We start from the raw sequence: 24,215 nt of genomic DNA, 5'->3' as shown, positions 1-24,215 counted from the left end.
CCCTGCCAGAACCAGAACTGGAAACGCCATGACTGAATTGACGAAAGCACGCTTCGCGGCCCTTCGCGCCAAGATGAACGACACCGGCAGCGGGCTGGTGGCACTTGCACCCGGATCGCACATGGATTGGCTGATCGGCTATCATCCGCATCCCGACGAACGCCCCTGCCTGCTGCTGATCGGCCCCGAGAAGGAGGCGTTCCTGATGCCGGCGCTCAATGCCGAAGGCACGCGCGAGCACACCGACATTGCCTTCCACAACTGGGCCGATGATGTCGGCCCAGCCGATGCCCTGACCGCAGCCCTTGCCGACGTCGGCGCTACTGCACCTGGCCGCGTCGTGCTGGACGAGACCATGCGCGCCGATTTCGCGCTGCTGCTCCTCGACAATCTGCCCGCTGACACCGCCCGCGACTTCACGCCGGAAACGCTCGGCGCCCTGCGCATGCGCAAGGACAGAATCGAGTACGACCTCCTGAAGATGAACGCCGGCATCGCCGACCGCGCCATGCAGGCGGCCTTCTCGAAAATCCGCCCTGGCATGACCGAGAAGGAACTGGCCGCTGAAATCCGGGCGCACTTTGCCTCCGAGGGTGCGGCACCGGCCTTCTGGATCGTCGGTGCCGGCGGCAACGGTGCTTTCCCGCACCACTCCGCCAGCGAGCGGGTGATTGCCGAAGGTGACGCCGTCGTCATCGACATCGGCGGCCGCAAGCAGGGCTTCCCGAGCGACATCACCCGGATGGCGATTGTCGGTCGCGCGCCGGAAGGCTACGGCCAGATCCACACGATCGTCGAGCGGGCCGTCCAGGCGGCGCTAAAAGCCGCTCGTCCCGGCGTCCTCGCCAAGGAAGTCGACGATGCGGCCCGCAAGGTGATCGCAGACGCCGGCTATGGCGAATACTTCGTCCACCGCACGGGCCACGGCATGGGCATCGACGGCCACGAGCCGCCTTACATCACGGCGACGTCGGAAACGGTTCTGGAGGAAGGCATGGTGTTTTCGATCGAACCCGGCATCTACCTGCCCGGCCGCTTCGGTATCCGGCTCGAGGATATCGTCATCCTGCGCGCGGACGGACCGGAAGTGCTGTCGTCGCTGCCGCGCGACGTTCACGTCGCACAAGTCTGACATGACATTGGTGGCGCCTTAGGGCGCCACTTTTCTACCCGCTCCAGCCCGCCTTGGCTGAAGGAAGGATTGAGCACCTACCGGGTCGGCGGTTTGCGCCCCTTTAGCGATTGACTGCCGTCCGCATCCTTGCCGCGACGCGGCACATAGACCGGCTCGCGCTGTTCGGCCGGCGGCCAGATCCAGAAAGTGTAGCCATAGGGCTTGCGCTGGATGCCCTCGTAATATTCCCCCTTCCTGGTCCGCATCTGCGCCTGTGCATCGCCGGCGAGCGCCGCCGCACTGATGATTGCCGTGGCGAACAGCACATATCTCGATTTCAACATCTTCAAGCTCCTTGCCCCCTGTCTACGCCTGCCGGCGACGAGGTCAACTGATGTCGAGCTTAATAAGTTCCTGCTTGACGGCCTCCGAGACCTTCGACATATTGATCAGATGTCAGACCAATTTGGCGCCGAGGGGGAGGCTGAATGACTGAACAAGCCAGAGCCGCACTTCTGCCATTGCCGCCCGCCGACCGGGCGCAGCAGGTCATTGCCGCGCTCGCCGATTACGTCCAGCAGTCCGGCCTGAAACCCGGCGACCGTCTGCCGGCGGAACGCGAACTGATGACGGCGCTCGCCGTCGGGCGCTCGACCGTGCGCGAAGTCATTCGCCATTTCCAGGCACTCGGCGTCGTCGAGGCGCGCAAGGGCAGCGGCACCTATCTGCTGCGCGCCATTTCGGCCTCGACCCTCCATATGCCGCTGACGCTCGATGCCGGACACCTGCGCGACGTGCTGTTGATGACGCTCGAGGTCCGCCGCGGCATCGAGGTCGAGGCCAATATGGTCGCCGCACGCCGGCGCACCGACAAAGACCTCGAGATCATCGAAGTAAAACTCAACGAGATGGAGCGGGTGCACATCGCCAAAGGCACATCAGGTCCGGAGGACCTCGCCTTTCACCTGGCGATCTATGATGCCACCCACAATCCCTTGTTCCGGCAGTTGCTCGAGCAGATGCGCGAGGCCTTCGAGCGCTTCTGGGACCATCCTTTCGATCGCACGGATTTCGCCCGCCGCTCCTTCCCGTTCCACCGCACCCTCTTCAACGCCATCGCGGCAAAGGACCCTGACACCGCGCGCGAAGAAACATTGAAAATCCTCGCGATCGTCGAGGAAGACATCAAGGAAATGTCCAAATGAACAACGGCCTCGATCCGTTCGACCACGCCTCGCTGATCGTCGCGCATGACGAAGGCAATGCCTTCGACGCGGTGGTTCCGCCGATCGTTCAGACCTCGCTTTTCACCTTCAAGGACTATGACGACATGGTCGCGTCCTACAAGGGAGAGCGCGTGCGGCCGATCTACACCCGAGGCCTCAACCCGACGGTGCGCATGTTCGAGGAGATGCTGGCGAAGCTCGAAGGAGCAGAGGACGCAATCGGCTTTGCCAGCGGCATGTCGGCGATCTCGTCGACCGTCCTATCCTTCGTCGAACCCGGTGACCGCATCGTCGCAGTCAACCATGTCTACCCCGACGCCTTCCGGCTTTTCGGCACGCATCTGAAGCGCATGAAGGTCGAGGTGACCTATGTCGATGGCCGCGACGAGGAAGCGGTCGCCAAGGCACTTCCGGGCGCCAAGCTCTTTTACATGGAAAGCCCGACGAGCTGGGTGATGGACACCCATGATGTCGCCTCGCTTGCCCGGCTTGCCAAGGACCAGGGCATCATCACCGCCATCGACAACAGCTGGGCGAGCCCGATCTTCCAGCAGCCGATTGCGCTCGGCGTCGATCTCGTCATCCATTCCGCCTCGAAATATCTCGGCGGCCACTCGGACGTGGTCGCAGGTGTCGTCGCCGGTTCGAAGGACCTGATCGGCCGCATCCGTTCGGAAGCCTACCCCTATCTCGGCGGCAAGCTCTCGCCCTTCGATGCCTGGCTCCTGATCCGTGGTCTTCGCACCCTGCCGATCCGCATGAAAGCGCATGAGCGCTCGGCGCTGACGGTGGCTCAGCGCCTGCAGGCACATCCGCTGGTCGAGACCGTCTGCCATCCCGGCCTTGGCAACACCTTGCCGCCGGGTCTGTCCGGCACATCGGGTCTCTTCTCTTTCATCTTCCGCGACGGCGTCGATGTCAGGCGCTTCGCCGATCACCTCGACCTGTTCAAGCTCGGCGTTTCCTGGGGCGGACACGAAAGCCTGATCGTTCCGGGCGAAGTCGTGCTGTCGCAGAAAGCCCAGCCCAATTCCGCGGCCGCCTTCGGCATCTCGCCGCGGTCCGTACGGCTCCATGTCGGCCTGGAGGGAACGGAGGCCCTCTGGAGCGATCTTGAAGCGGCGATGTCTGCCGCTTCGTCAGGCTGACAGGAGCGGGATGCCGCATCCCGCTCATTGCATGTGGATCAACCATCAAAAAACAAAGGGAACAAAAATGAGGAAACTGATTACCGCCACTCTGCTTGCCACCCTGATGGCAGGAAGTGCACTGGCCGATACCAAGCTGAAGCTCGTCGAGGTCATCACCAGCCCCGAGCGCACTGAAACGCTGAAGTCGATCGTTGCCAAGTTTGAAGCAGCAAATCCTGGCACCACGGTCGAGATCATCTCCCTGCCCTGGGGCGAAGCCTTCCAGAAGTTCGCCACCATGGTTTCGGCCGGCGAGCTGCCCGACGTGATGGAAATGCCCGACACCTGGCTTTCGCTCTATGCAAACAACGGCATGCTCGAAAGCCTGGAGCCCTATCTCGAAAAGTGGGAGCACACGCCGGGCCTGACAGAGCGCACGCTCGAACTCGGCCGCGACATCAAGAACACCGCCTATATGCTGCCCTACGGCTTCTATCTGCGCGCCATGTTCTACAACAAGAAGCTCTTGTCGGAAGCCGGCGTCAACGAGCCGCCGAAGACCATGGACGATTTCGTCAAGGCATCGGAAGCCGTCTCCAAACTGCCGGGCAAATCCGGCTACTGCCTGCGCGGCGGTCCGGGCGGCCTTAACGGCTGGGTGATGTTCGGCGCAACCATGGCCGGCAGCAACAAGTTCTTCAATGACGACGGCACCTCGACCATGAACAGCGAAGGCTGGGTCAATGGCCTCACCTGGGTAATCGACCTCTACAAGAAGGGGCTGGCTCCGAAGGACAGCGTCAACTGGGGCTTCAACGAGATCGTCGCCGGCTTCTATAGCGGCACCTGCGCCTTCCTTGACCAGGACCCGGATGCATTGATCGCCATTGCCGAGCGGATGAAATCGGAAGACTTCGGCGTCACCACCATGCCGAAGGGCCCGAGCGGCAAGGCGTTCACCACCATCGGCTTTGCCGGCTGGTCGATGCTGTCGGCAAGCCAGAACAAGGACCTCTCCTGGAAGCTGATCGAGACGCTCGAAGGGCCGGAAGGCAACATCGAGTGGAACAAGCGCACCGGCGCGCTGCCGGTGCACAAGGCTGCCGAGAAGGATCCCTTCTATGCGAGCCCGCAGTTCAAGGGCTGGTTCGACGAGCTTGCCGACAAGGACGTCGTTTTGACCGTGATGCCGACCTACCTCGAGGAATTCGCCTTCTTCAAGGATTCGCTCGCGATCAAGACCACCCAGGAAGCCTTGCTTGGCGATATCACGCCAGCGGAGCTCGCCAACCAGTGGGCCGATTACCTCACCAAGGCGCAGCAGAAGCACCTCGCCAAGAAATGAGCCTTCGGCCGGCGGCGCTCTGAGGCGCCGCCGGTCACCCGATGTCGTGAAAACAAGGCACGCCAAAAAAACCGGCGGCCGCACAGGGGAAATTTCGATCGATGGCCTATGTCGCCCGCCAAGACGGCCTGCCCGCAAGCAGGACGCCGCTGATGAAGCGCATCGCCGATGGCGCCGCACCCTATCTCTACAGCGCTCCGGCGCTGATCCTGATCGTCACCGTCATGCTGGTGCCGCTGGCACTCGGCGTTTCCTATGCCTTCCGCGATATCCAGCTGCTCAATCCGTTCTCCGGTGCCTTCATCGGCCTCGATCACTTCCGGGCACTGTCGCAGGACCAGGCCTTCTATCGGGCGCTGCGCAACACGCTCTGGTGGACCGGAGCCTCGGTCTTTCTGCAGTTCCTGCTGGGTCTTATCTTGGCGCTGCTGCTCGACAAGCCGTTCTACGGCCGCGGACTCGCGCAGGCGCTCGTCTTCCTGCCTTGGGCGGTGCCGAGTTTCCTTGCCGGCCTCAACTGGTCCTGGCTGTTCAATCCTGTCGTCGGACCGCTGCCGCACTGGTTTTATGCGATCGGCATCATGAGCGAACCCACAAACATTCTCTCCGACCCGCAGCTGGCAATGTGGGGGCCGATCATCGCCAATGTCTGGTGGGGTATCCCGTTCTTCGCCATCACCCTGCTCGCGGCGCTGCAGGCTATCCCGCGCGATCTCTATGAAGCTGCCAGCATCGACGGAGCCGGCCCGGTGCAGCGGTTCCTGTCGATCACCCTGCCCTTCCTGGCGCCGACGATCGCCATCACCATTCTCTTGCGCACCGTCTGGATCTCGAACTTCGCCGACCTGATCATCGTCATGACCAATGGCGGGCCGGCCGATCGCACCCAGATCGTCGCCAGCTACATCTTCACCCAGGCCTTCAAGCGACTGGACTTCGGCTATGCCTCGGCAATCGCGCTGGTGCTTCTGGCACTGCTGCTCGCCTATTCCATGCTGATCGTCATCCTGCGCCAATGGCTGCTGAGCAAGGATTGAGACCAATGCGCGCCAAACCCATTCTTCTCGTAGCCGCGCATCGATTGGCGATCCTCGCCTATATCGCCTTCGCGCTCTTCCCGCTCTACTGGCTGCTGAAGGTCGCAGTCACGCCGAACGACTTGCTCTACTCCGAAGGCATTCGAATGTGGCCTTCGCGTGCCAGCCTCGAGCATTTCGATTTCGTGCTGCGCCACAGTGCCTTCCCGGTGTTCTTCAAGAACAGCCTGATCGTCTCGGGCTCGACCGCCGTCATCGTCACCGTCCTCGCCTCGCTCTCCGGCTACGCGCTGTCGCGCTTCAACTTCCGCGGAAAGTACTGGTTGGTGGCGCTGATGCTGCTGACGCAGATGTTCCCGCTCGTCATGCTGGTCGCGCCGATCTTCAAGATCCTGTCGCCGCTCGGCCTCACCAACAGCCTGACCGGTCTCGTCATCGTCTACACCGCCTTCAACGTGCCCTTTGCCACCTTCCTGATGCAGTCCTTCTTCGACGGCATTCCGAAGGATCTCGAAGAGGCGGCGATGATCGACGGCGCAACCCAGTTCGTCGCCTTCCGTCAGATCATCCTGCCGCTGACGCTCCCCGGCATCGCCGCCACGCTCGGCTTTGTCTTCACCGCTGCCTGGAGCGAGCTTCTGTTTTCGCTGATGCTGATCTCGGGCAACGACCAGGCGACTTTTCCGGTCGGGCTTTTGTCCTTCGTGTCGAAATTCTCGGTCGACTTCGGCCAGATGATGGCCGCGGGCGTGCTCGCGCTGATCCCGGCCTGCCTCTTCTTCCTGCTCATTCAACGCTATCTCGTCCAGGGCCTGACGGCCGGCGCGGTCAAAGGCTGAGGATCCCCCATGGCTTCCATCGATATCGCCAATATCCGTAAATCCTACGGCATCCACCCGGTCCTGCACGATGTGGACCTCAAGATCGGCGACGGCGAATTCGTCGTGCTGGTCGGCCCGTCCGGCTGCGGCAAGTCCACCCTACTGCGCATGATCGCCGGCCTTGAAAGCGTCACTTCGGGCGAAATCCGCATCGCGGGCAAACGCGTCAACGAACTGGCGCCGAAGGACCGCGACATCGCCATGGTGTTCCAGTCCTATGCGCTCTATCCGCATATGTCGGTCGCCAACAACATGAGCTACAGTCTGAGGCTGAGGAAGACAGCCAAGGAAAAGATCGCCAGTGTCGTCTCGGGCGCTGCGTCCAAGCTCGGTCTCGATCCGCTGCTGGAGCGGCGCCCGCGTGCCCTTTCCGGCGGCCAGCGCCAGCGCGTCGCCATGGGCCGCGCCATCGTGCGCGAACCCAAGGCCTTTCTCTTCGACGAACCGCTGTCGAACCTCGACGCACGCCTGCGCGAACAGATGCGCGCCGAGATCAAGAAGCTGCACAAGGATCTGGGCGCCACCTCGATCTACGTCACCCACGACCAGATCGAAGCGATGACGCTGGCCGACCGGATCGTTGCCATGAACGGCGGCTTCGTCCAGCAGGTCGGCAGCCCGCTCGATCTCTATGACCGTCCGGCCAACCTCTTCGTCGCCGGCTTCATCGGCTCGCCCGGCATGAACTTCTTCGAAGGCACCTATCGAAACGGCCAATCGCCTCGCTTCGAGACAAAAGGTGGCGTCACCATCCCGGCGCAAGTGCATGCGGAACTGGCAGACGGCGCCAGCGCGACGCTTGGCATCCGGCCGGAACATGTCGAGATTGGCACCACGGCACCGGATGCATTGAAGGCGACGGTCGATCTTGTCGAACCGACCGGCTTTGGCATCATCCTGCATCTGTCCTTCGGCAAGGCGATCTTCAAGGCCTTCACCAACGACCGCGCCTTCCTCAAGGCATCGGGGGAAATCCCGGTACGGTTGCCGCCGGAGCGCCTGCACTTCTTCGACGCCGACGGCAATCGCGTCTGATCGCCGGGTCGCGGGCGGAATTGCACGCCCTGACAGGTGCCTGACGGTATCGCCCAAGACCGGAGATTGACATCTTCGGACCGAGGCGTACCGTCATCCCGTCGCAAGTATCAACCGCCCGTGGCGCCCAATTGAGAGAAGCAAGTACCGCCAAGACGACGAATTGACGATAGCCTTCCTTGCCACGCGCCCGGCGATTTTGAGGAAGTGTCATGCGAAACTCTGTTGTTGCCCTTGCCTTTTCGACAACGCTGCTCTGTCCCATCGCCGCCCTTGCGCAAGAGGGCGATGCGGAGGCGGGCGCGACCGTATTCAAGAAATGCGCGATCTGTCATATCGTCGACAGCGATACCAACAAGGTCGGCCCGTCGCTCAACCACGTGCTCGGCCGCACCGCCGGCACCCACCCCGACTTCAAGTACTCGCCGGCGATGATCGATGCCGGCAAGGGCGGGCTTGTCTGGGACGAGGCGGCGTTGCGCGACTATCTCCACAATCCGAAGGCGAAGGTGAAAGGCACCAAGATGGTCTTTCCCGGACTGAAGGATGAAGGGGATATTTCCAACCTGCTCGCCTATCTCAAGCAATATTCGCAATAGACGCAACGGTTGGAACCGCCGACGGGCACTCCACCGAACGGTCAATTGCGAGTATTTTCCGTTCGTGCAATACTTGTATTTGAAACTCTACGGATTGCGTATTCATGCCCACAGCCGCAAGCGGCGAGGAGGGACAAGAAATGGCCGTGGTGGTTATTCTGGTTTTGCTGGCCGCCGGATCGGTGTTGTTCCATTTGTTGAGCCCGTGGTGGTGGACGCCGATCGCGTCCAACTGGAACTACATAGACAATACACTCATCATCACCTTCTGGATCACCGGCGCCGTCTTCGTCGCCGTCGTCCTGTTCATGGCTTACTGCGTCTTCCGTTTTCGGCACCGCCCGGGAAACCGGGCGGCCTATGAACCCGAAAACAAGAAGCTCGAAAGCTGGCTTGCCGCCGGCACGACGCTGGGCGTCGCGGCAATGCTGACGCCGGGTCTGTTCGTTTGGCATCAGTTTATCACCGTGCCGGACGGGGCAAGGCAGGTCGAAGTGGTCGGGCAGCAATGGCTGTGGAGCTTCCGCCTGCCTGGCGCCGACGGCAGGCTCGGCACGTCGGAGACGCGCGACATCTCGCCGGAAAATTCGCTCGGCCTCAACCGAAACGACGCGGCCGCCCTCGACGACATCATCATCGAAGGTGGCGAACTGCACCTTGAGATCGGCAAACCGGTCAAGATGCTCCTGCGCTCGGTCGACGTGCTTCATAATTTCTACGTGCCGGAGTTCCGCGCCAAAATGGACATGGTGCCCGGTATGGTCACCTTTTACTGGCTCACGCCCACGCGCACCGGCACTTTTGAGGTTCTTTGCGCCGAACTGTGCGGCGTCGGCCATCCGCAGATGCGCGGCACCGTCGTCGTCGACAGCGCGGAGGATTACCAGACCTGGCTCACGAGCCAGCAGACCTTTTCGCAGTTGATGGCAGCAGCACAGACAAAGGAAACGGCACAGGCAGGAAATGCCGCCCCGGCGCGGTAGGAGGCGCCCCGACGGCCATTGTTGGGAGAGTTTAGATGGTCGATATCCGGTCAGGCACAGATGGGGCGCTCGGACCCGCCGAGGTGGAGGATGTCGAGCTCTACCATCCTCACAGCTGGTGGACGCGCTATGTCTTCAGCCAGGACGCCAAGATCATCGCCGTGCAATATGCCTCGACCGCCATCGCCATAGGCATGGTGGCGCTGGTTCTCTCCTGGCTGATGCGGCTGCAGCTCGGCTTTCCCGGCCAGTTCGCCTTCATCGATGCGGAGCGCTATTACCAGTTCATCACCATGCACGGCATGATCATGGTGATCTATCTGCTGACCGCCCTGTTTCTCGGCGGCTTCGGCAATTACCTGATCCCGCTGATGCTCGGCGCGCGCGACATGGTGTTTCCCTATGCCAACATGCTGAGCTACTGGATCTATCTGCTTGCCGTGCTCGTGCTGGCCGCAAGCTTCTTTGCTCCGGGCGGCCCAACCGGCGCCGGCTGGACGCTCTATCCACCCCAGGCGGTGCTTTCAGGCACGCCCGGCGGCAAGGACTGGGGCATCCTTTTGATGCTGTCCTCGCTCATCCTCTTCATCATCGGCTTCACGATGGGCGGACTCAACTATGTGGTCACGGTGCTCCAGGGCCGCGCGCGCGGCATGACGCTGATGCGCATGCCGCTGACCATCTGGGGCATCTTCACCGCGACTGTGATGGCGCTGCTCGCCTTCCCCGCCCTCTTCGTCGCCTGCGTCATGATGATGTTCGACAGGGTGCTCGGCACCAGCTTCTTCATGCCGGCGATCGTCGAGATGGGCGAACAACTGCAGCATGGCGGCGGCAGCCCGATCCTTTTCCAGCATCTCTTCTGGTTCTTCGGCCACCCGGAAGTCTACATCGTTGCGCTGCCCGCCTTCGGCATCGTCTCCGACCTCATCAGCACGCACGCCCGCAAGAACATCTTCGGCTATCGCATGATGGTCTGGGCGATCGTCGTGATCGGCGCGCTCTCCTTCGTCGTCTGGGCGCACCACATGTATGTCAGCGGCATGAACCCCTATTTCGGCTTCTTCTTCGCAACGACGACGTTGATCATCGCGGTGCCGACGGCGCTCAAGGTCTACAACTGGGTGCTCACTCTCTGGCGCGGCGATATCCACCTCAACCTGCCGATGCTGTTTGCACTGGCCTTCATCGTCACCTTCGTCAATGGCGGGCTCACCGGCCTCTTCCTCGGCAATGTCGTCGTCGACGTACCGCTGTCCGATACGATGTTCGTCGTTGCCCATTTCCATATGGTCATGGGTGTCGCCCCGATCCTCGTCATCTTCGGCGCCATCTATCACTGGTATCCGAAAGTCACCGGTCGCATGCTCAACGAGGCGATGGGCCAGCTTCACTTCTGGGTCACCTTCGTCGGCGCCTACCTGATCTTCTTCCCGATGCACTATCTCGGCCTGATCGGCGTTCCCCGGCGCTACTACGAAATGGGCGAAACCGCCTTCGTACCGGCCTCGGCCCATACGCTCAACGAGTTCATCACCATCGTCGCGCTCATCGTCGGCGCGGCCCAGATCGTCTTCCTGTTCAATCTGGTCTGGAGCATCCGCCACGGTCGCGAGGCCGGCGGCAACCCCTGGCGGGCAACGACGCTCGAATGGCAGACGCCGGAAACGCCCCCGCGCCACGGCAACTGGAAAGACCTGCCGGTGGTCTATCGCTGGGCCTATGACTACAGCGTGCCGGGCGCTCCGGAGGATTTCATCCCGCAGAACCAGCCCGGTCCCGACAACCTGACGCGGGAGACGGCGACATGAGTGTCACGCTGATCTTCCTTGCCGTCATCGCCGCGATCGCCGGCTGGTGGCTGTCGCAGCAGCGGATGCTATCGAAGCCCTGGCTGGAGGTCGGCCAACACCACGACACGCGTCCGCAGGGCCCGCGCCCGATCGAACCGGCCAAGATCGGCCTCGGCGTCTTTCTCGCCGTGGTCGGCGCGCTGTTCACCCTCTTTATCAGCGCCTACTTCATGCGCATGGCCTCGACCGACTGGTGGTCGACGCCGATGCCGAAGCTTCTCTGGCTGAACACGGCGGTGCTCGCGTCAGGAAGCCTGATGCTCCATGCCGCCAAGGTGTCGGCTGAACGCCACCGCGACGATGCCAGCCGCACGGCGCTGATCGCCGCCCTAGCCTTGGGCCTCGCCTTCCTCGTCGGCCAGGTCTTCGCCTGGCGCGAACTCACCGATGCCGGTTATCTGCTCACCGGCAACGCGGCCAACAGCTTCTTCTACATGATCACGGCCATGCATGGCCTGCACATCGTCGGCGGCCTGGTCGCGCTTGCCCGCACCATTCTGACAACGCGCAAGGGACCGATCGGCTCTAAGGGGACACTGTCGATCACGCTCTGCGCCACCTACTGGCATTTCATGCTCGGTGTATGGATCGTGCTGTTTGCGCTGTTCTCCGGCTGGGCAAACGACTTCATCGACCTCTGCCGGCAAATCTTGACCTAGGAGCTGCCCCATGTCCGCGCCGACACATTCTCCTGTCACAGAGCCCCTACCCCGGCCGTCAGGACTGGCTGGCTTTGCCGCCGACTGGGCATCGGATCAGCGCACCTTCAAGAATGTCTCCTGGGGAAAGGCCATGATGTGGATCTTTCTCTTGAGCGACACCTTCGTCTTCGGCTGTTTCCTTGTTGCCTATATGTCGGCGCGCATGTCGACCGTCGTGCCCTGGCCGAACCCGAGCGAGGTCTTCGCGCTGCACATCGGCGGCTCCGACGTGCCGCTGATCCTGATCGCCATCATGACTTTCGTGCTGATTTCCTCGAGCGGCACCATGGCGATGGCGGTCAACTTCGGCTATCGCCGCGACCGTCGCAAGACGGCGGCACTGATGGTGCTGACCGCGCTCTTCGGCGCCACCTTCGTCGGCATGCAGGCGTTCGAATGGACGAAGCTGATCTCCGAAGGCGTGCGCCCCTGGGGCAACCCGTGGGGTGCGCCGCAGTTCGGCTCCACCTTCTTCATGATCACCGGCTTCCACGGAACGCACGTGACGATCGGCGTCATCTTCCTCCTGATCATCGCGCGCAAGGTCTGGCGCGGCGATTTCGAAACGGGAAAGCGCGGCTTTTTCACCAGCCGCAAGGGGCAGTACGAAATTGTCGAAATCACCGGCCTCTACTGGCACTTCGTCGACCTCGTCTGGGTCTTCATCTTCGCATTCTTCTATCTCTGGTGAGGAACGGCCATGACTGACGCACCGGCACATCTTGCTGTCAAAGAGCATCAGCAGCACCCGATCGGCCTCTATCTGCTGGTCTGGGGCCTGCTTTTCGTGCTCAGCGCCTTTTCCTACATGGTCGACTATGTCGGCCTGCAGGGTTATCTCAGATGGTCTCTGATCCTGCTCTTCATGATGCTGAAGGCGGGGCTCATCGTTGCCGTCTTCATGCACATGGCCTGGGAGCGCCTGGCGCTGATCTACGCCATTCTGCTGCCGCCCCTCCTGGTGCTGGTCTTTGTCGCGCTGATGGTGTCGGAATCGCACTACGTGCTCTTCAGCCGCCTCACCTTCTTTGGCGCGGCGCCCTGAGCGAGACGTCGCCGGTCAAAGCAGCAGCAGTTTCTTGAGAACCGAGAAAACTTCCTTGTAGGGAAGAATGGTGGCGCCGGCAGCAGCGATCGGCAGAAGGGCAGCCGCTGCAACAGGCACGATGGCCGACCGGTTCAACAGCATTGCCGACAGCTTGCGCGTGGTCTCGAACTGTTTCGTCGGGTCAGCGATGTCGTCGGCCTGCTGCTGGGCCTCGTCGGCACTTTCCGCCGCAACGTTCGTCCCCAGAATCTTGCGCTCGTTCAAACGCTGATAGCGTGTGGCCTGCGTGCCCAGCATCAGCAGGCTCTTCTCCTTCAATTCCGCAAGCGGCTTGGAGAAGGCCGACAACGGATAGGCAAAGAGCGCGAGCACGACCACCAGCCAACCGCCGGCAATGATGCTGAATGTGGTGCTCGTCAGGCTTTCCTGCAGCAGATGCTTGGCAACTGCAGCGCCGATCGCCGCGCTGACGCCGAAGATGAAGAGGACATAGGCGTTGGGATAGCTGGCGAGAAAAGCCAACCCGCCATTGCCATCAGGGTGGGTTGCCACCAGCCGGAGCTCCAGTCGGGCGATCCGGCGCAACAGCTGCGCCCAGACGAAATGTCGCCAGAGCCCGCGCAAAAGCAGGAACACGAACAGCGGCTGGCTGACGAACACCATCCACCAGGCGGTCAAGGTGAGGCGGTTGCCGTCGGGCGAAACCTCAACCGCCCAGGACGACACAGTCGCCGCGTGGGTGTTGGCGAAAGCCACCACCGCAGCGACAATCGCAAGGACAAGGCAGACCGCTTCTGCGACCCGCGAGTCACGTCTTTCCAGCGCGGTCGTCACGGCCTGGGCGAAAGGCGCAACAGAACCGGGTGCGATCAACGGTGCCTTCAGAAATTGCCCGAGCTTGATGCGCAACCCGCGCTCGACCTGCTGTTCGGCGAGCACGAAGGCGCCGATCGCCACCACAAAACGGGCCCAGACGCCGAGATCGCCGAGATAGGAGCCCGGCGTGTCAGCCGCGAGAAAGCTGCGTGGTAGCCCGAGCAAGAGCGGCACGAACCAGGCCAATCCGACGAACAACAAGGCTCGCCTGCCAGTCTTCAGCGAGCGCTCGTGAAGCAGCCCAAATCGTCGTTGCAACTCGAAAAACGGCCCTCCATGGGCCGCCAGATACTCGCTGGCGGCAGGATCAGGACGCCGCGCCGCTTGTCCCTTCCCGGCTTGCTCCTTGTTCTTGATCCCCAAGAGCGCTCAATCCTCGGTAATGGTCCAGTTGTCGTTGGGATTGAACTGCTTGATATCACGCGCCATCGCATCCGTGCCCTCTCCGAGATCGGCTTGATAGACGATACCGTTGCGATTGACGACGAAAGTATTGACGCCCGTTTCGCCATATTTTACCGGCCACGCGACGAGCCCGAAGCCCGCAATCATATTGCCGTTGATGACATAGTCGTAGGAGCCGCCGGCGATGTTTCCACCCTGGCGAGTCAGGATCTTGAAGCGGTAGCCGTAATAGCCTTCGTTCGCCTTGGCCTTGTCGAGCTCGGCCTGCGAAAGGTCGCCAGCAGGGCTATCACCATCCCCCTGCTCTGCCGGCCAATAGAGGCCATCCGTCTTGCCTTCGCTCGAAATCAGCTTCTGGGCATATTCGAGCACGCCGTCCCCGTCATGGTCTTCCTCGGCATACTCTTCCTGCGCATCGACATAGGATCGCACGGTGGCGATGGCCTCAAGTTCGTTCTCCCCAACGCGCCGGTTGATGATCTCCTCGATGCCGGCATAGGTGTCGAAAGCCCATTTGCCACCGTCGTCCTTCGTGATCGGGAACGGCAGGGGCCAGAGTTCGTCGCCGATCTCGATAATCTTATGGTCGTCCTCGTCGGTCAGAACGACCTTCTTGGCAGCACCGGCCTTGATCTTCTCGAAAGTGTCCATGACGCCTTCGCTCTTTTTCAGCTTTTCGGCATCAAGGCCGAGCAAGGCGGCAAGTTTGCTCAGGTCGGCCGCGCCCAGGGTTTCCTTGAACGCTGCCACCGCTTTTTCCGGGTCGTCGAAGGTGGGAGGATCAGTCGGCGAAATGTAATCTTCGAGTTGCGCCGGCTCGCTCTCGGCAGCCAGGGACACTCCGGCGTAGGCCGACAGGCCGAGCAATGCGAGCCCGACACCCGAACGGAAAATCATGCTCTGACGATAATACTTGGTCATGACCATACCCTCCCGTTTCACGCGCTCAACGACGACGTCCACCGCCACCACGGCCACCACCGCCACCATGACGGGCACCGCCACCACCACCGTGCCGGGCCATGGATCGCCCGCCGCCGCCCCCGCCCTGACCGACCGACCGGTGCGGTCTACCGCCACTACGGGCGCCACCCCCCATGGCCTTCCCACCGCGCCGCGACTGGATCTGCGTGGCCTTGCCCGAGCGTACTTCACCCAGGCCCGACGGCTTGCGCGGACGGTTGTCGGCCTTGGCCGCCGGACGTGGCTTGCCGGCCGGGCGGTTTATCTTGCCCCCGGAGCCGGCCTTGGGCCGCGAAACATTGTCCGGCCGCTTTGCCGCGATGTTGCCGGCCGCAGGTCTGTTACCTGCCCCGATGTTCGGCTTTGCGTTGCCCGGCCGGTTCTTCAGGCCATCGACCTTGTTGGCGCGAACGTCCTTCAGGTCCTTGAAGGACCCGGTATCGACCTTCTGCCGCAGATTTGCACTGGCATTGCTCCGCGTGATCTTGGCCTTGTCGCGGATATTGTTGTGGCCGTTCGCCTCAAGCTTGTTCTTCATGTTCGTTCGGTCGAGCTTGGCGAACTGGCTCTTGTCGATATTGATCTTGCTGCGGTCAACGTTCTTCCAATCGATATCGTTGAACTTGACCTTGCCGTTGATATTGTTGAAGCAGTTGTTGCAGTCGACGTCGATGTCACCATCGAACCGGCCGCCCCACACGCCCCAGTCGTCCCAGTCGACCATCGCGCCGAACACGGCCCCGGTGACAGCGCCAGCAAAGAACGTCGCCGCCGGATAGTAGTAGTTCGGGTACGGTTCGGGGTAATAGGACAGCGGCTCCACAGCATAGTCCGGCACGTAGAGCATCTCCGGCTCGTACTGCGGCACGTAGATCTTTTCCGGATTGGCCGCCTGAATGATGACGTTTTCGTTTTCCTGGACGACCTTCATCTTGTCGTCGGTTTTGAGCACGCCTGAGGCAACGGCCTTGTCGCGAAGCTGCTGAATGGCGACCAGCACGTCCTTCTGCTGGTAGGCCATGGCATCGGAGAGCGACTGCGTCCAGTCGAGGTCCTCGCTCATCATCTTGACGAGATCGGGATAGTTCAGCAGCGAGATGACGCTGCCGTCCCAGCTGTCCTTCGGCTTCAGATCCTTGTTCTTCTTCAGGTTTTCGAGGAAGCGCTCCGCCTCGACGATCTGCAGCGGGAACAGCGAGGCCGATGCTATGAGCGCGATCAGCTCATCTGGGTAAAGCGCGATCCGGGCGACCAGAACTTCCAGCTCGTCCTCGCTGAGCGGTTCCGGCTGTTCCGGCGCAGCCGCCTGCCCGGATGGGGCGGCAGCAGGCTGTTCCTGCGCATAAGCGCGAAAATTATAGGAATAGGGTTCAGGGATCAGCAAACACGCAGTCGCTAGAAAACAGATCGATCGATGCAAACGGATGACACGCTTAACTGCCATTTCCCCTCCCGATCGGACGCGCTGTGGCGTCACCTGTAATAGTCTGCTGGTGCGTGGATCTCGTCTGCCTGTCTGCTGATCTTAGATGCCGGCGGCGCCTCTGGTGCAACCGTAGGGGCATAGTAGTGCATAAGCCGTTGCTTTTTCAATGCACAAATGATGTCCGCACGCTGGTACCTGTTGGAGGTTGTACCAGGTTGAGACGACAGCGCTGTGCAGTACGGCCAAACGGCTAGACCCCGCCCAAATGGGCGTAGACGAATTGCAGGCTCTTCTTTTCCCGCAACTGGCTACAGAATAGCGGTTCAATTCGGACCCATGTCCTGCGCGAAATTGTCCTGCGCGAAATTGCAGGGGCTGCGCTGAACGGTGGATTGGAGAGACGGCGATGACGGAAACTCGTCCCTTGTCGGAAACGGCGCCGAACGCGAACACCAATCAGATCACGGTCGCAAGCGCTGCCGCCGGGCACCTCGCGCTGGTTCCCACCTGGCTTCCCCTCGAACTCGTTCCCGATCCAGACCACAATTCGGCCGGCAGCGGCGGCAATGGAACGAGCATCGGCACGCTCGACAGCAACACGCTCGCCGTCTTCATGCCTTCGAACGCCGCCATTACCGGCCCCCATTCGGCTGCGGACGCGCAGCAGGGAAATGACGCCCTCATCAATCAGCATGTCACCGAGATGGCCGGCATGGGCGGCGACGGCGGCAACGGCAATTCCGCCGGCAGCGGTGGCGGCAATGCCGGCGGTGGCGGGCATGGCACCTTCATTGGCAGCCTGGTGAGCACCGACGTGGGCGTGTTTGCCCCGGTGAACACGGCGGTCGCCGCAGGCCCCGGCTCGACGGCGACCGCCAACCAGGTCAACAACGCCGCGATGCTGCAAGGCGCCACCCAGATCGGCGGCATCGGCGGCTCGGGTGGCGACCACAACATTGCCGGCGGCGGATCGTCCGCCAACCACGGCACATCCATCACCTTCACGGGCGATAACTTCGCCGGACACGGCGGCGACGGCACCTTCATCGGCAGCATGATCGACGTCAACGTCGCGGTGTTTTCGCCGATCAACATCGCCATCGGGGCGGCCGGCGGCGACGCCCAGGCCCACCAGACCAACAACGCCATCTTCGATCAGGGCGGCGTACAGATCGCTGGCATCGGCGGCGCCGGTGGCGGCTTCAACCTGTCCTCCGACACGATCTTCACCGGTGATCAGATGGCCGGTGGCGGCGGTTCCGGCTTTTCGAACGGCAGCATGGTCGATGTCAGCATCGGGTATTTCCACCCCATCAATATCGCCGTTCCGGCCGGCGGCACGGCCGATGCGCAGCAGCTCGACCACGTGCTCTATGATCAACACGCACTGCAGATGGCAGGCATCGGCGGACTTGGCGGAGAGGGCAATCTATCCGACGCCCATTCGGCGCTCGTCGACGATATCCTCAGCCTCGTGGACGGCAGCTGAATTTTTTCGAGACCTGCCGCCGCGCTGCGACGGCATCAAGAAGACATTATCAAAGCGCACCCGCAACCGGGTGCGTTTGTCTGTCGCCCCCACTCTATTGCCTGCCCCATATCCGCCACGTGGCCCATACCCCGCCCAAAGGGACGTCACCGATTGTCCAGCTAGCTCGCACGCGCAAGAACGCGCACCATTCATTCGCGGTTACCCCGTCTGCCACACGGTATCGCTGGCACCGAACCGCTGAGAGAACACGGGGGTCAAGATACGTAGAGGAGCAACGCTATGCCTATTCCGCAAGCATCTGACACGATCAATCTCAGCAACTCCAATGCTGGCGACGCGAATGCCGGCAACGGCGGTGATGGCTTCAACTATGGTGATATTCACTATAATCCGGTCGCCTATGTCGCCAATTCGCAGACGGTAGAAGGTGCCTACACCAAGCTCTACAACGGGGATCACGTCTGGCAGGACGCTGGATGGGGAACCGGTGACGGCGGCGAAGGCGGACTTGCCCAGGCTCGTGACGGCTTCCTTGCCTCGCTGACCAACAGTGGCTCCGGTGGAGCCGGCGGCGACGCCACCTCCAGTGGCGATCAAGGCAACACCAGTGGTGGCAACGTGGCAGCGGTCGCTGCGGACACCACGGCAACACAGAACACGCAGTTCCTTGCCGACCAGCATGCAACCATTCTCGCCGGCGTTGGCGGCAATGGCGGCAATGGCAACCAGGCATTGGGCGGCGACATTTCTTCGGCCCTGGTTCACACCAATCCGTTCACGGAAACCAACACCTCGACCGAAACCAACACGTCTACAGACACATCGACCGAAACCACAACGGTCTCGAATGCGCTCGACAATTTCATCAACGCGTTCGGATCGATCGACCTTAGCGATCTCGGTTCGTGAATTGGCAATGAGGATCGTCGGCTTCGGCCAACGATCCTCATCCTTGTCTGTGCCGTGCCAAAGCCCTGCCTTGTCAGAGTCGATTGCACCGAGATCTGATAATGACAACCAACTCGCAACCCTCGCCGCGCGAACCGACGCATCTGGTCATGGCCCTGAGGGCTTCAGCCGGAGCCTTCGGCTTGGTCTTCCTTTACAGCTGCGGCTACAACCTGTTTCTGCTCGCCCCATCCATCTATCTGCTGCAAATCTACGATCGCGTGCTGTCGAGCCGCAGCGCCGACACGCTGGTGATGCTGACGCTGATTATCGCCGTCGCCGTGGTCGTCGGGTCGCTGCTTGACATCGTGCGTCGGGCCGCCCTTTCGCGCATCGGCAGCTGGCTGGACCATCGGCTGCGCCCGGTGGTTCTCACCGCCTCCTTCGAATATGGCGCGCGCACCAGCTCCGCGGCCGCGACGGATTGCTACAAGGACCTGTCGACGCTCAGGCAGTTTCTGGATTCACCCGCAAGTTCGCTGCTCTTCGACGTGCCCTGGGCGCCGGTTTTCCTGCTGCTTTTGTTTCTCGTCCACCCGTTGCTCGGCGTCATCGGCCTGCTGAGCGCCGCCTCCCTGCTGCTGCTGGCAATCCTCACCGAATTGTCGACGCGGCGTCCCCTTGCCCACGCCAATCGTGCGCTTGCGCGCAGCTACCTGCGCTTTGCGACCGCCCTCAAATACATTCAGGTCATCCGCGCGATGGGCATGCAGGACGGCGCAGCCCAGATCGTCTACCGCGACGCCGAAGCGGCAAGGAAGGCCCAGGACGCCGCGATGCAGCGCACCGAGGTCATTCTCGGCCTGTCGAAATCCGTGAGAACGCTGACGCAAATCCTGATGATGGGCGCTGCCACCTGGCTGGTGCTCGAGGAAAACAGCAGCCCCGGCATCATCTTCGTCGCCAGCCTTCTGCTCGGCCGCGGGCTGGCGCCGGTCGAAGGGGCGATCGGCGCATGGCGCTCGGTCGCCTTTGCCCGCAATGCCTTCAATCGGCTCAATCAGATGCTGATTGCGGTCGCAGCCGATAGCGACGCGCGCATGGTTCCCGTGCCCGAGCAGAGCGGCCTTATCCTCGACAGCGTTGGCTACACCCTGCCCTATCCGGACAGGCAAATCTTGCAGGGCGTCACCCTGCGGCTGGCGCCGGGCGATTGTGTGGCCCTGATCGGGCCATCGGGGTCGGGGAAATCAACGCTCGGACGAATCATTGCCGGCGTCGAGCCGGCGACCAGTGGCTGTGCCCTTCTTGGCGGCGTCGACATCGCCGCACTGCGCCTGTGCGCGGGGACACGCCATGTCGGCTACCTGCCGCAGGACATCGAACTCTTCGGTGGCGCGGTCAAGGACGTGATCGGCCGGCTGGATGGAGCCGATCCCGGCAAGGCGATCGAGGCGGCGAAGCTCGTCGGCCTGCATGAGACGATCATGCGGCTGCCCAAGGGCTACGACACCGACATCGGCGAAGGCGGCGGGCTGCTCCTGAGGGCGCAGCGCCAGCAGCTTGGCCTGGCGCGCGCTGCCTACGGCAATCCATCGCTGGTGGTGCTTGATGATCCGAACTCGAGCCTCGACTACGACGGCGAACGCAAGCTGTTCACGGCCATATCGCGGATGAGATCGCGTGGCATGATCGTCGTCATCATCACCCATCGCATGGGTATCCTGCCCGTCACCAACAAGATCGCCATCCTGCGCAACGGCACGGTCGATGCCTTCGGCGACAGCGAACAGATCTTCGAGGCACATCTTCAGCCTCCGGCGCGAACCGGAACGTAGGAGGAGGACGACACGATGCATCTCGTTCAGATCGAACCGCCTCCAGCACGGATCATTGGCGCGGCAAACGTGGCTCACCGCCCGATAAAGCCGCAGGGCCCAATCGGAAAACTGCTGACCTATTCGCCGCAGGACGGCATCAACCCGATCGAGCTCGCGGCCGCTTCGCCGATGTCACGGCTGCGTTCCGTCGCCTGGACCGGCAATCTGCTGATCGGCTTCTTTGTCATAGGTCTCGGCACTTGGTCGGCACTGGCGCCACTCAGCAGCGCGGCAATCGCCTCAGGCGTCGTTGAACCGGAAACCAGCCGCAAGACCATCCAGCATCTCGAAGGCGGCATCATCCGGCAGATCCGCGTCAAGAACGGCGATGCGGTCACCTCCGGCCAGGTGCTGATCGAACTGGACGATACCAAATTCCGCTCCGAACGCGACAGCCTCCAGGGACAGTTGTGGGACGCGGATGCCAGGCGCGCGCGGTTGCTTGCCGAGCAGGATGACGCAGACAGCATAACCTATCCGCCAGAAATGCTGGCAGTGATGGCCGACAACGCCGCCATCAGTGCGATCGTCACCGGCCAGCAGCGGATCTTCGAGACCCGTCGCCAGGTGTTGCAGTCGGAGATCGCGATCACACAGGAAAGAATGAAGCAGGTGCAGCAGGAAGTCGCCGGCCTCGCCGCCCAGAAGGCAGCGTTGAGCGAACGGGTCGAAATCTCCAGGCAGGAGCTTGAGAGCGTCACGACGCTGACGGCCAAGGGATTGGAAAAGAAAAGCCGCGTTCTCAACCTGCAACGGGAAAAGGCGGATATCAGCGGACGACTGGGTGAAATTTCGGCGCAGATATCCCGTGCCTACCAGGTGATCAGCGAGGCCCAGTCCTATCTTGTGAAACTTCGAAGCGACCGGCTGAACGAAGTCGCCCAGACCATGCGCGAAACTGAAACCCAGATCCTGCAACTGAGCGAAAGGTTGCGGGCGATCGACGACCAGCTGGCCAGAACCGCGATCCGGGCGCCGGAAGACGGTGTGATCATGGATTTGCGCATCCATACCAGCGGTGGCGTCATCGGCGCCGGCGAACCGCTTGTCGACCTCGTCCCGCGCAAGGGACGCCTGATCGTTTCGGCCAGAGTACGACCTGAAGACATCAATCTGGTGCATCCGGGTCTCGAGGCACAGGTCCATCTGCTGCCTTACAATCAACGCCGGGTGCCGCTTCTGAAGGGAAAGGTCGAATATGTATCGGCGGATCGCCTGGTCGACAAGCAAACCGGGCAATCCTACTACGCCGCGACGATCCATGTGGCTGATGAGCGCTTGGCCAAGATGAGCGAAGTCGAGCTGGTGCCCGGCATGCCAGCCCAAACGCTGATCGAAACGGGCACGAACAGCGTCGCCCTCTATGCGCTGAGGCCGCTGCTCGACAGTTTCAACCGGGCATTTCGTGAGGACTGAAACATGCTGTAGCCGGCTGCTCTGTGCGCGACGCGAATGGAGGTACGTGCTCCGTTGCCGCCCCATGCCCCTTGCATCCCTGGCTTGGTTCCACCAAAGGACACCATGATGGGCAAGCGAAAATTCGATGACGACGAGATCATGGACATCCTCCGGGAGCATCAGGCCGGCGCGACAGTGGCTGATGTCTGCCAGCGCTACGGCGTCAGCGAACCGACTTTCTACCGCTGGCAATCCTCGCAGCTTCGAACCGTTGGCTTCGACGTCAAACGCATAAGGGCACTGGAACAGGAAAACCAAAAGCTGAAGAAGCTCTTGGCCGAAGCCATGCTGACGGCCGCGACCCTGAGCGAGATGCTGGAGAAGACCTCGAGATGACGGCGGCTAGAGCGTTTCCGGTTTAGACAGAGTCGCAGAAACGCTCTAGCATCTTGTTTTTAGGCATTTCCTGACGGAAAACCGCTTCGCACTTTTCCTGGAAATGCTCTAGGTGACCGCCGCGCCATCGCCGGGCGACGATCTGCCGCCGAGCCGTGCGACCACCTCCGTGCGGTTCTGCACCTGCAGCTTGCGCATGATGTGCTGGAGATGCATCTTCACGGTATGGCCCGACAGGTTCAGCTTGCCGGCGATGACTTTGTTCGAGGAACCGCACTGCAATTCGGCCAACACATCAGCCTCGCGTGGCGTGAAATCGGCCAGCATAGGATCGTCGTGGCGCAACCGTCTGGGTTCGGGCTGCTCCTCCGCTGGCACCAGATGCAGCGCCGCGTCGTCGCCGAACGCACCCAGCGGATGCGGGCAGAACACGCCGCCGGCAAGCACAAGCCTCAAACCGGCAAGCGCAATCTCGATTGGCAGCGCGGTGGTGAAGAAGCCGCGGATCCCCATCTGCAGGGCCTGCGTCGCGACGGAAACATCGTCCGTATCCGACAGCAAGGCGATCGGTGCTTTGGGAAAGCGCGCGGCAACGGCCGCCAGATCGTCGAGCAAGCTGCTGCTTCTGACGCCCCTCCCCGCCAGATCGAGGGTAATCAAACGCACGTCCATGCCGAGAGCCTTGTCCAGACTTGCAGTCGAGATCATATCGATGAAGGTCCACCCCGCAAGTTCGCGCTCAAGCAGCGTGACGATGGCGGTGCGGGCAAGCGTATGCGGTTCGATGACGATGCCGGTCGGTGCATTGCGCGCTTTGCGGCGCACCGCTCCTGAACTGATGGACACAGGTCGACCCCCAGGATGTTTGCAACCTCTAAGGGATGCATACTAGGCCCGGAGATGCATCATGTCATGAGAAAATCAGGATTAATCCTATTGGACCAACGGCAACATGGCATTGAAATTAAACACATTTTTTGAGTGCATTTCGCAAGGCTGACTGTTGTAACATATCTTGAGTAGTGAAATCCGCGTTGTCCATCGAGACAGTGATGCAAGGCGCGTCGATCACGCGACCCTGAATTTGCAACTCGATCTGGCGATACGCGCCTGGCCCCGGCGAAACATTTGGCAAACTGGCTCTGCTCCGCGCCCCTAGGCACTGGACGGTTTCGGTTGACCATTTCAGCCCGACGGACCCAGCGGGGTTGATGGAGCCGGTTGCGCAGCACTTTGTGATCCGGGGAATTTCAGGCGGTAGAGTTGCGCCCGCGCGGGGTTTGGTGGCCTCCATGGGCGGCTGATCACCATCCCGTCGCACGCCTCGCTGCAAGCAGGCACATGTCCTATTCTGCGAACCACCGGTGTTTTCTGGATTTTGTTTCGGGGCGCTTTGCTGGCTTTGTCGCTGTCCCAGAACGCCAAAAAGCCCGCCGACCTATTGGTCTGACGGGCTTTTGTTTGATTTGGTTGCGGGGGCAGGATTTGAACCTGCGGCCTTCAGGTTATGAGCCTGACGAGCTACCGGGCTGCTCCACC

General features: G+C 61.8%; 23 protein-coding genes. 18 read left to right on the top strand and 5 right to left on the bottom strand.

The genetic code is table 11. The features are described from left to right. Positions 1–28: 28 nt before the first annotated feature. Positions 29–1,132, top strand: coding sequence for a M24 family metallopeptidase (locus tag AC07UR_RS15925; RefSeq protein WP_209791115.1), 1,104 nt, complete (start codon positions 29–31; stop codon positions 1,130–1,132). A gap of 77 nt (positions 1,133–1,209) precedes the next feature. On the opposite strand, the gene AC07UR_RS15920 is transcribed toward AC07UR_RS15925, so the two are convergent. After that, entirely contained in the window at positions 1,210–1,458 is a 249-nt protein-coding gene (locus AC07UR_RS15920) for a hypothetical protein (protein WP_209791116.1), read from the bottom strand. A gap of 144 nt (positions 1,459–1,602) precedes the next feature. Between AC07UR_RS15920 and AC07UR_RS15915 the strand changes: the two genes are divergently transcribed. The 12 genes from AC07UR_RS15915 to AC07UR_RS15860 all read left to right on the top strand — a co-directional run bounded on the left by AC07UR_RS15915 (position 1,603) and on the right by AC07UR_RS15860 (position 12,949). Further along, positions 1,603–2,319 carry a FadR/GntR family transcriptional regulator gene (locus AC07UR_RS15915; RefSeq protein WP_173423840.1) on the top strand — a complete coding sequence of 239 codons (717 nt, stop codon included), beginning with the start codon at positions 1,603–1,605 and terminating at the stop codon, positions 2,317–2,319. Further along, positions 2,316–3,488 (top strand): PLP-dependent transferase, encoded by a 1,173-nt coding sequence (locus AC07UR_RS15910; protein WP_209791117.1) that lies wholly within the window; start codon positions 2,316–2,318, stop codon positions 3,486–3,488. Before AC07UR_RS15915 ends, AC07UR_RS15910 begins: the two co-directional genes overlap by 4 nt. A gap of 67 nt (positions 3,489–3,555) precedes the next feature. After that, positions 3,556–4,815 (top strand): ABC transporter substrate-binding protein, encoded by a 1,260-nt coding sequence (locus AC07UR_RS15905; protein WP_173423838.1) that lies wholly within the window; start codon positions 3,556–3,558, stop codon positions 4,813–4,815. Between the two features lie 101 nt (positions 4,816–4,916). After that, complete coding sequence (locus tag AC07UR_RS15900; protein WP_173423837.1) at positions 4,917–5,852, top strand: carbohydrate ABC transporter permease; 936 nt, start codon at positions 4,917–4,919, stop codon at positions 5,850–5,852. A 5-nt stretch (positions 5,853–5,857) separates the two neighbouring features. Then, entirely contained in the window at positions 5,858–6,691 is an 834-nt protein-coding gene (locus AC07UR_RS15895; protein WP_173423836.1) for a carbohydrate ABC transporter permease, read from the top strand. A gap of 9 nt (positions 6,692–6,700) precedes the next feature. Beyond that, complete coding sequence (locus tag AC07UR_RS15890) at positions 6,701–7,768, top strand: ABC transporter ATP-binding protein (protein WP_209791118.1); 1,068 nt, start codon at positions 6,701–6,703, stop codon at positions 7,766–7,768. Positions 7,769–7,980: 212 nt separating this feature from the next. Then, positions 7,981–8,367 carry a c-type cytochrome gene (locus AC07UR_RS15885; protein ID WP_173423834.1) on the top strand — a complete coding sequence of 129 codons (387 nt, stop codon included), beginning with the start codon at positions 7,981–7,983 and terminating at the stop codon, positions 8,365–8,367. Between the two features lie 140 nt (positions 8,368–8,507). Beyond that, the gene (locus AC07UR_RS15880) at positions 8,508–9,350 is read left to right on the top strand and encodes a cytochrome c oxidase subunit II (RefSeq protein ID WP_173423976.1); all 843 of its coding nucleotides are present in this window, start codon (positions 8,508–8,510) and stop codon (positions 9,348–9,350) included. 35 nt (positions 9,351–9,385) lie between these two features. Further along, positions 9,386–11,161 carry a cytochrome c oxidase subunit I gene (gene ctaD, locus AC07UR_RS15875; RefSeq protein ID WP_209791119.1) on the top strand — a complete coding sequence of 592 codons (1,776 nt, stop codon included), beginning with the start codon at positions 9,386–9,388 and terminating at the stop codon, positions 11,159–11,161. Next, the gene (locus AC07UR_RS15870) at positions 11,158–11,862 is read left to right on the top strand and encodes a cytochrome c oxidase subunit 3 (RefSeq protein WP_209791120.1); all 705 of its coding nucleotides are present in this window, start codon (positions 11,158–11,160) and stop codon (positions 11,860–11,862) included. The genes ctaD and AC07UR_RS15870 overlap by 4 nt, the downstream gene beginning before the upstream one ends. Positions 11,863–11,872: 10 nt before the next feature. After that, positions 11,873–12,595, top strand: coding sequence for a heme-copper oxidase subunit III family protein (locus AC07UR_RS15865; protein ID WP_173423831.1), 723 nt, complete (start codon positions 11,873–11,875; stop codon positions 12,593–12,595). A gap of 9 nt (positions 12,596–12,604) precedes the next feature. Then, positions 12,605–12,949 carry a cytochrome C oxidase subunit IV family protein gene (locus AC07UR_RS15860; protein WP_173423830.1) on the top strand — a complete coding sequence of 115 codons (345 nt, stop codon included), beginning with the start codon at positions 12,605–12,607 and terminating at the stop codon, positions 12,947–12,949. Between the two features lie 15 nt (positions 12,950–12,964). On the opposite strand, the gene AC07UR_RS15855 is transcribed toward AC07UR_RS15860, so the two are convergent. The 3 genes from AC07UR_RS15855 to AC07UR_RS15845 all read right to left on the bottom strand — a co-directional run bounded on the left by AC07UR_RS15855 (position 12,965) and on the right by AC07UR_RS15845 (position 16,640). After that, positions 12,965–14,026, bottom strand: coding sequence for a hypothetical protein (locus tag AC07UR_RS15855; protein WP_173423829.1), 1,062 nt, complete (start codon positions 14,024–14,026; stop codon positions 12,965–12,967). A gap of 171 nt (positions 14,027–14,197) precedes the next feature. After that, positions 14,198–15,154, bottom strand: a complete 957-nt coding sequence (locus AC07UR_RS15850) for a DUF2950 domain-containing protein (RefSeq protein WP_173423828.1) — start codon at positions 15,152–15,154, stop codon at positions 14,198–14,200. Between the two features lie 25 nt (positions 15,155–15,179). Beyond that, positions 15,180–16,640: a DUF3300 domain-containing protein gene (locus AC07UR_RS15845; RefSeq protein WP_209791121.1), complete on the bottom strand. Its 1,461-nt coding sequence runs from the start codon at positions 16,638–16,640 to the stop codon at positions 15,180–15,182. Positions 16,641–17,028: 388 nt separating this feature from the next. Here AC07UR_RS15845 and AC07UR_RS15840 point away from each other — a divergent pair, with 388 nt between their 5' ends. The 5 genes from AC07UR_RS15840 (at position 17,029) to AC07UR_RS15820 (ending at position 22,676) form a co-directional block, all read left to right on the top strand. Continuing rightward, positions 17,029–18,111, top strand: coding sequence for a hypothetical protein (locus AC07UR_RS15840; RefSeq protein WP_173423826.1), 1,083 nt, complete (start codon positions 17,029–17,031; stop codon positions 18,109–18,111). 282 nt (positions 18,112–18,393) lie between these two features. Then, on the top strand, positions 18,394–19,023 hold the full coding sequence (locus AC07UR_RS15835) for a PE-PGRS family protein (protein ID WP_173423825.1): 630 nt from the start codon (positions 18,394–18,396) through the stop codon (positions 19,021–19,023). 101 nt (positions 19,024–19,124) lie between these two features. Beyond that, a complete protein-coding gene (locus AC07UR_RS15830; RefSeq protein WP_173423824.1) occupies positions 19,125–20,840 on the top strand; it encodes a type I secretion system permease/ATPase in 1,716 nt (571 codons plus the stop codon). Positions 20,841–20,855: 15 nt separating this feature from the next. Further along, positions 20,856–22,298 (top strand): HlyD family type I secretion periplasmic adaptor subunit, encoded by a 1,443-nt coding sequence (locus tag AC07UR_RS15825; RefSeq protein WP_209791122.1) that lies wholly within the window; start codon positions 20,856–20,858, stop codon positions 22,296–22,298. 108 nt (positions 22,299–22,406) lie between these two features. Continuing rightward, complete coding sequence (locus AC07UR_RS15820; RefSeq protein ID WP_173423822.1) at positions 22,407–22,676, top strand: transposase; 270 nt, start codon at positions 22,407–22,409, stop codon at positions 22,674–22,676. Between the two features lie 108 nt (positions 22,677–22,784). On the opposite strand, the gene AC07UR_RS15815 is transcribed toward AC07UR_RS15820, so the two are convergent. Beyond that, a complete protein-coding gene (locus AC07UR_RS15815; RefSeq protein ID WP_209791123.1) occupies positions 22,785–23,522 on the bottom strand; it encodes a response regulator transcription factor in 738 nt (245 codons plus the stop codon). Between the last annotated feature and the right edge of the window lie 693 nt (positions 23,523–24,215).

The sequence above is a fragment of the Ensifer sp. GW821-FHT05G01 genome (genome assembly GCF_059419585.1).
Note: the sequence above shows the minus strand (reverse complement) of the source record. Positions and strands in the feature narration are given on the sequence as shown.

What these genes read in the sequence shown, in the direction of transcription:
- AC07UR_RS15925 (WP_209791115.1), top strand. Translation starts at nt 29, where the DNA reads ATGACTGAATTGACGAAAGCACGCTTCGCGGCCCTTCGCGCCAAGATG.
- AC07UR_RS15920 (WP_209791116.1), bottom strand. Translation starts at nt 1,458, where the DNA reads ATGTTGAAATCGAGATATGTGCTGTTCGCCACGGCAATCATCAGTGCG.
- AC07UR_RS15915 (WP_173423840.1), top strand. Translation starts at nt 1,603, where the DNA reads ATGACTGAACAAGCCAGAGCCGCACTTCTGCCATTGCCGCCCGCCGAC.
- AC07UR_RS15910 (WP_209791117.1), top strand. Translation starts at nt 2,316, where the DNA reads ATGAACAACGGCCTCGATCCGTTCGACCACGCCTCGCTGATCGTCGCG.
- AC07UR_RS15905 (WP_173423838.1), top strand. Translation starts at nt 3,556, where the DNA reads ATGAGGAAACTGATTACCGCCACTCTGCTTGCCACCCTGATGGCAGGA.
- AC07UR_RS15900 (WP_173423837.1), top strand. Translation starts at nt 4,917, where the DNA reads ATGGCCTATGTCGCCCGCCAAGACGGCCTGCCCGCAAGCAGGACGCCG.
- AC07UR_RS15895 (WP_173423836.1), top strand. Translation starts at nt 5,858, where the DNA reads ATGCGCGCCAAACCCATTCTTCTCGTAGCCGCGCATCGATTGGCGATC.
- AC07UR_RS15890 (WP_209791118.1), top strand. Translation starts at nt 6,701, where the DNA reads ATGGCTTCCATCGATATCGCCAATATCCGTAAATCCTACGGCATCCAC.
- AC07UR_RS15885 (WP_173423834.1), top strand. Translation starts at nt 7,981, where the DNA reads ATGCGAAACTCTGTTGTTGCCCTTGCCTTTTCGACAACGCTGCTCTGT.
- AC07UR_RS15880 (WP_173423976.1), top strand. Translation starts at nt 8,508, where the DNA reads ATGGCCGTGGTGGTTATTCTGGTTTTGCTGGCCGCCGGATCGGTGTTG.
- ctaD (WP_209791119.1), top strand. Translation starts at nt 9,386, where the DNA reads ATGGTCGATATCCGGTCAGGCACAGATGGGGCGCTCGGACCCGCCGAG.
- AC07UR_RS15870 (WP_209791120.1), top strand. Translation starts at nt 11,158, where the DNA reads ATGAGTGTCACGCTGATCTTCCTTGCCGTCATCGCCGCGATCGCCGGC.
- AC07UR_RS15865 (WP_173423831.1), top strand. Translation starts at nt 11,873, where the DNA reads ATGTCCGCGCCGACACATTCTCCTGTCACAGAGCCCCTACCCCGGCCG.
- AC07UR_RS15860 (WP_173423830.1), top strand. Translation starts at nt 12,605, where the DNA reads ATGACTGACGCACCGGCACATCTTGCTGTCAAAGAGCATCAGCAGCAC.
- AC07UR_RS15850 (WP_173423828.1), bottom strand. Translation starts at nt 15,154, where the DNA reads ATGACCAAGTATTATCGTCAGAGCATGATTTTCCGTTCGGGTGTCGGG.
- AC07UR_RS15845 (WP_209791121.1), bottom strand. Translation starts at nt 16,640, where the DNA reads ATGGCAGTTAAGCGTGTCATCCGTTTGCATCGATCGATCTGTTTTCTA.
- AC07UR_RS15840 (WP_173423826.1), top strand. Translation starts at nt 17,029, where the DNA reads ATGACGGAAACTCGTCCCTTGTCGGAAACGGCGCCGAACGCGAACACC.
- AC07UR_RS15835 (WP_173423825.1), top strand. Translation starts at nt 18,394, where the DNA reads ATGCCTATTCCGCAAGCATCTGACACGATCAATCTCAGCAACTCCAAT.
- AC07UR_RS15830 (WP_173423824.1), top strand. Translation starts at nt 19,125, where the DNA reads ATGACAACCAACTCGCAACCCTCGCCGCGCGAACCGACGCATCTGGTC.
- AC07UR_RS15825 (WP_209791122.1), top strand. Translation starts at nt 20,856, where the DNA reads ATGCATCTCGTTCAGATCGAACCGCCTCCAGCACGGATCATTGGCGCG.
- AC07UR_RS15820 (WP_173423822.1), top strand. Translation starts at nt 22,407, where the DNA reads ATGGGCAAGCGAAAATTCGATGACGACGAGATCATGGACATCCTCCGG.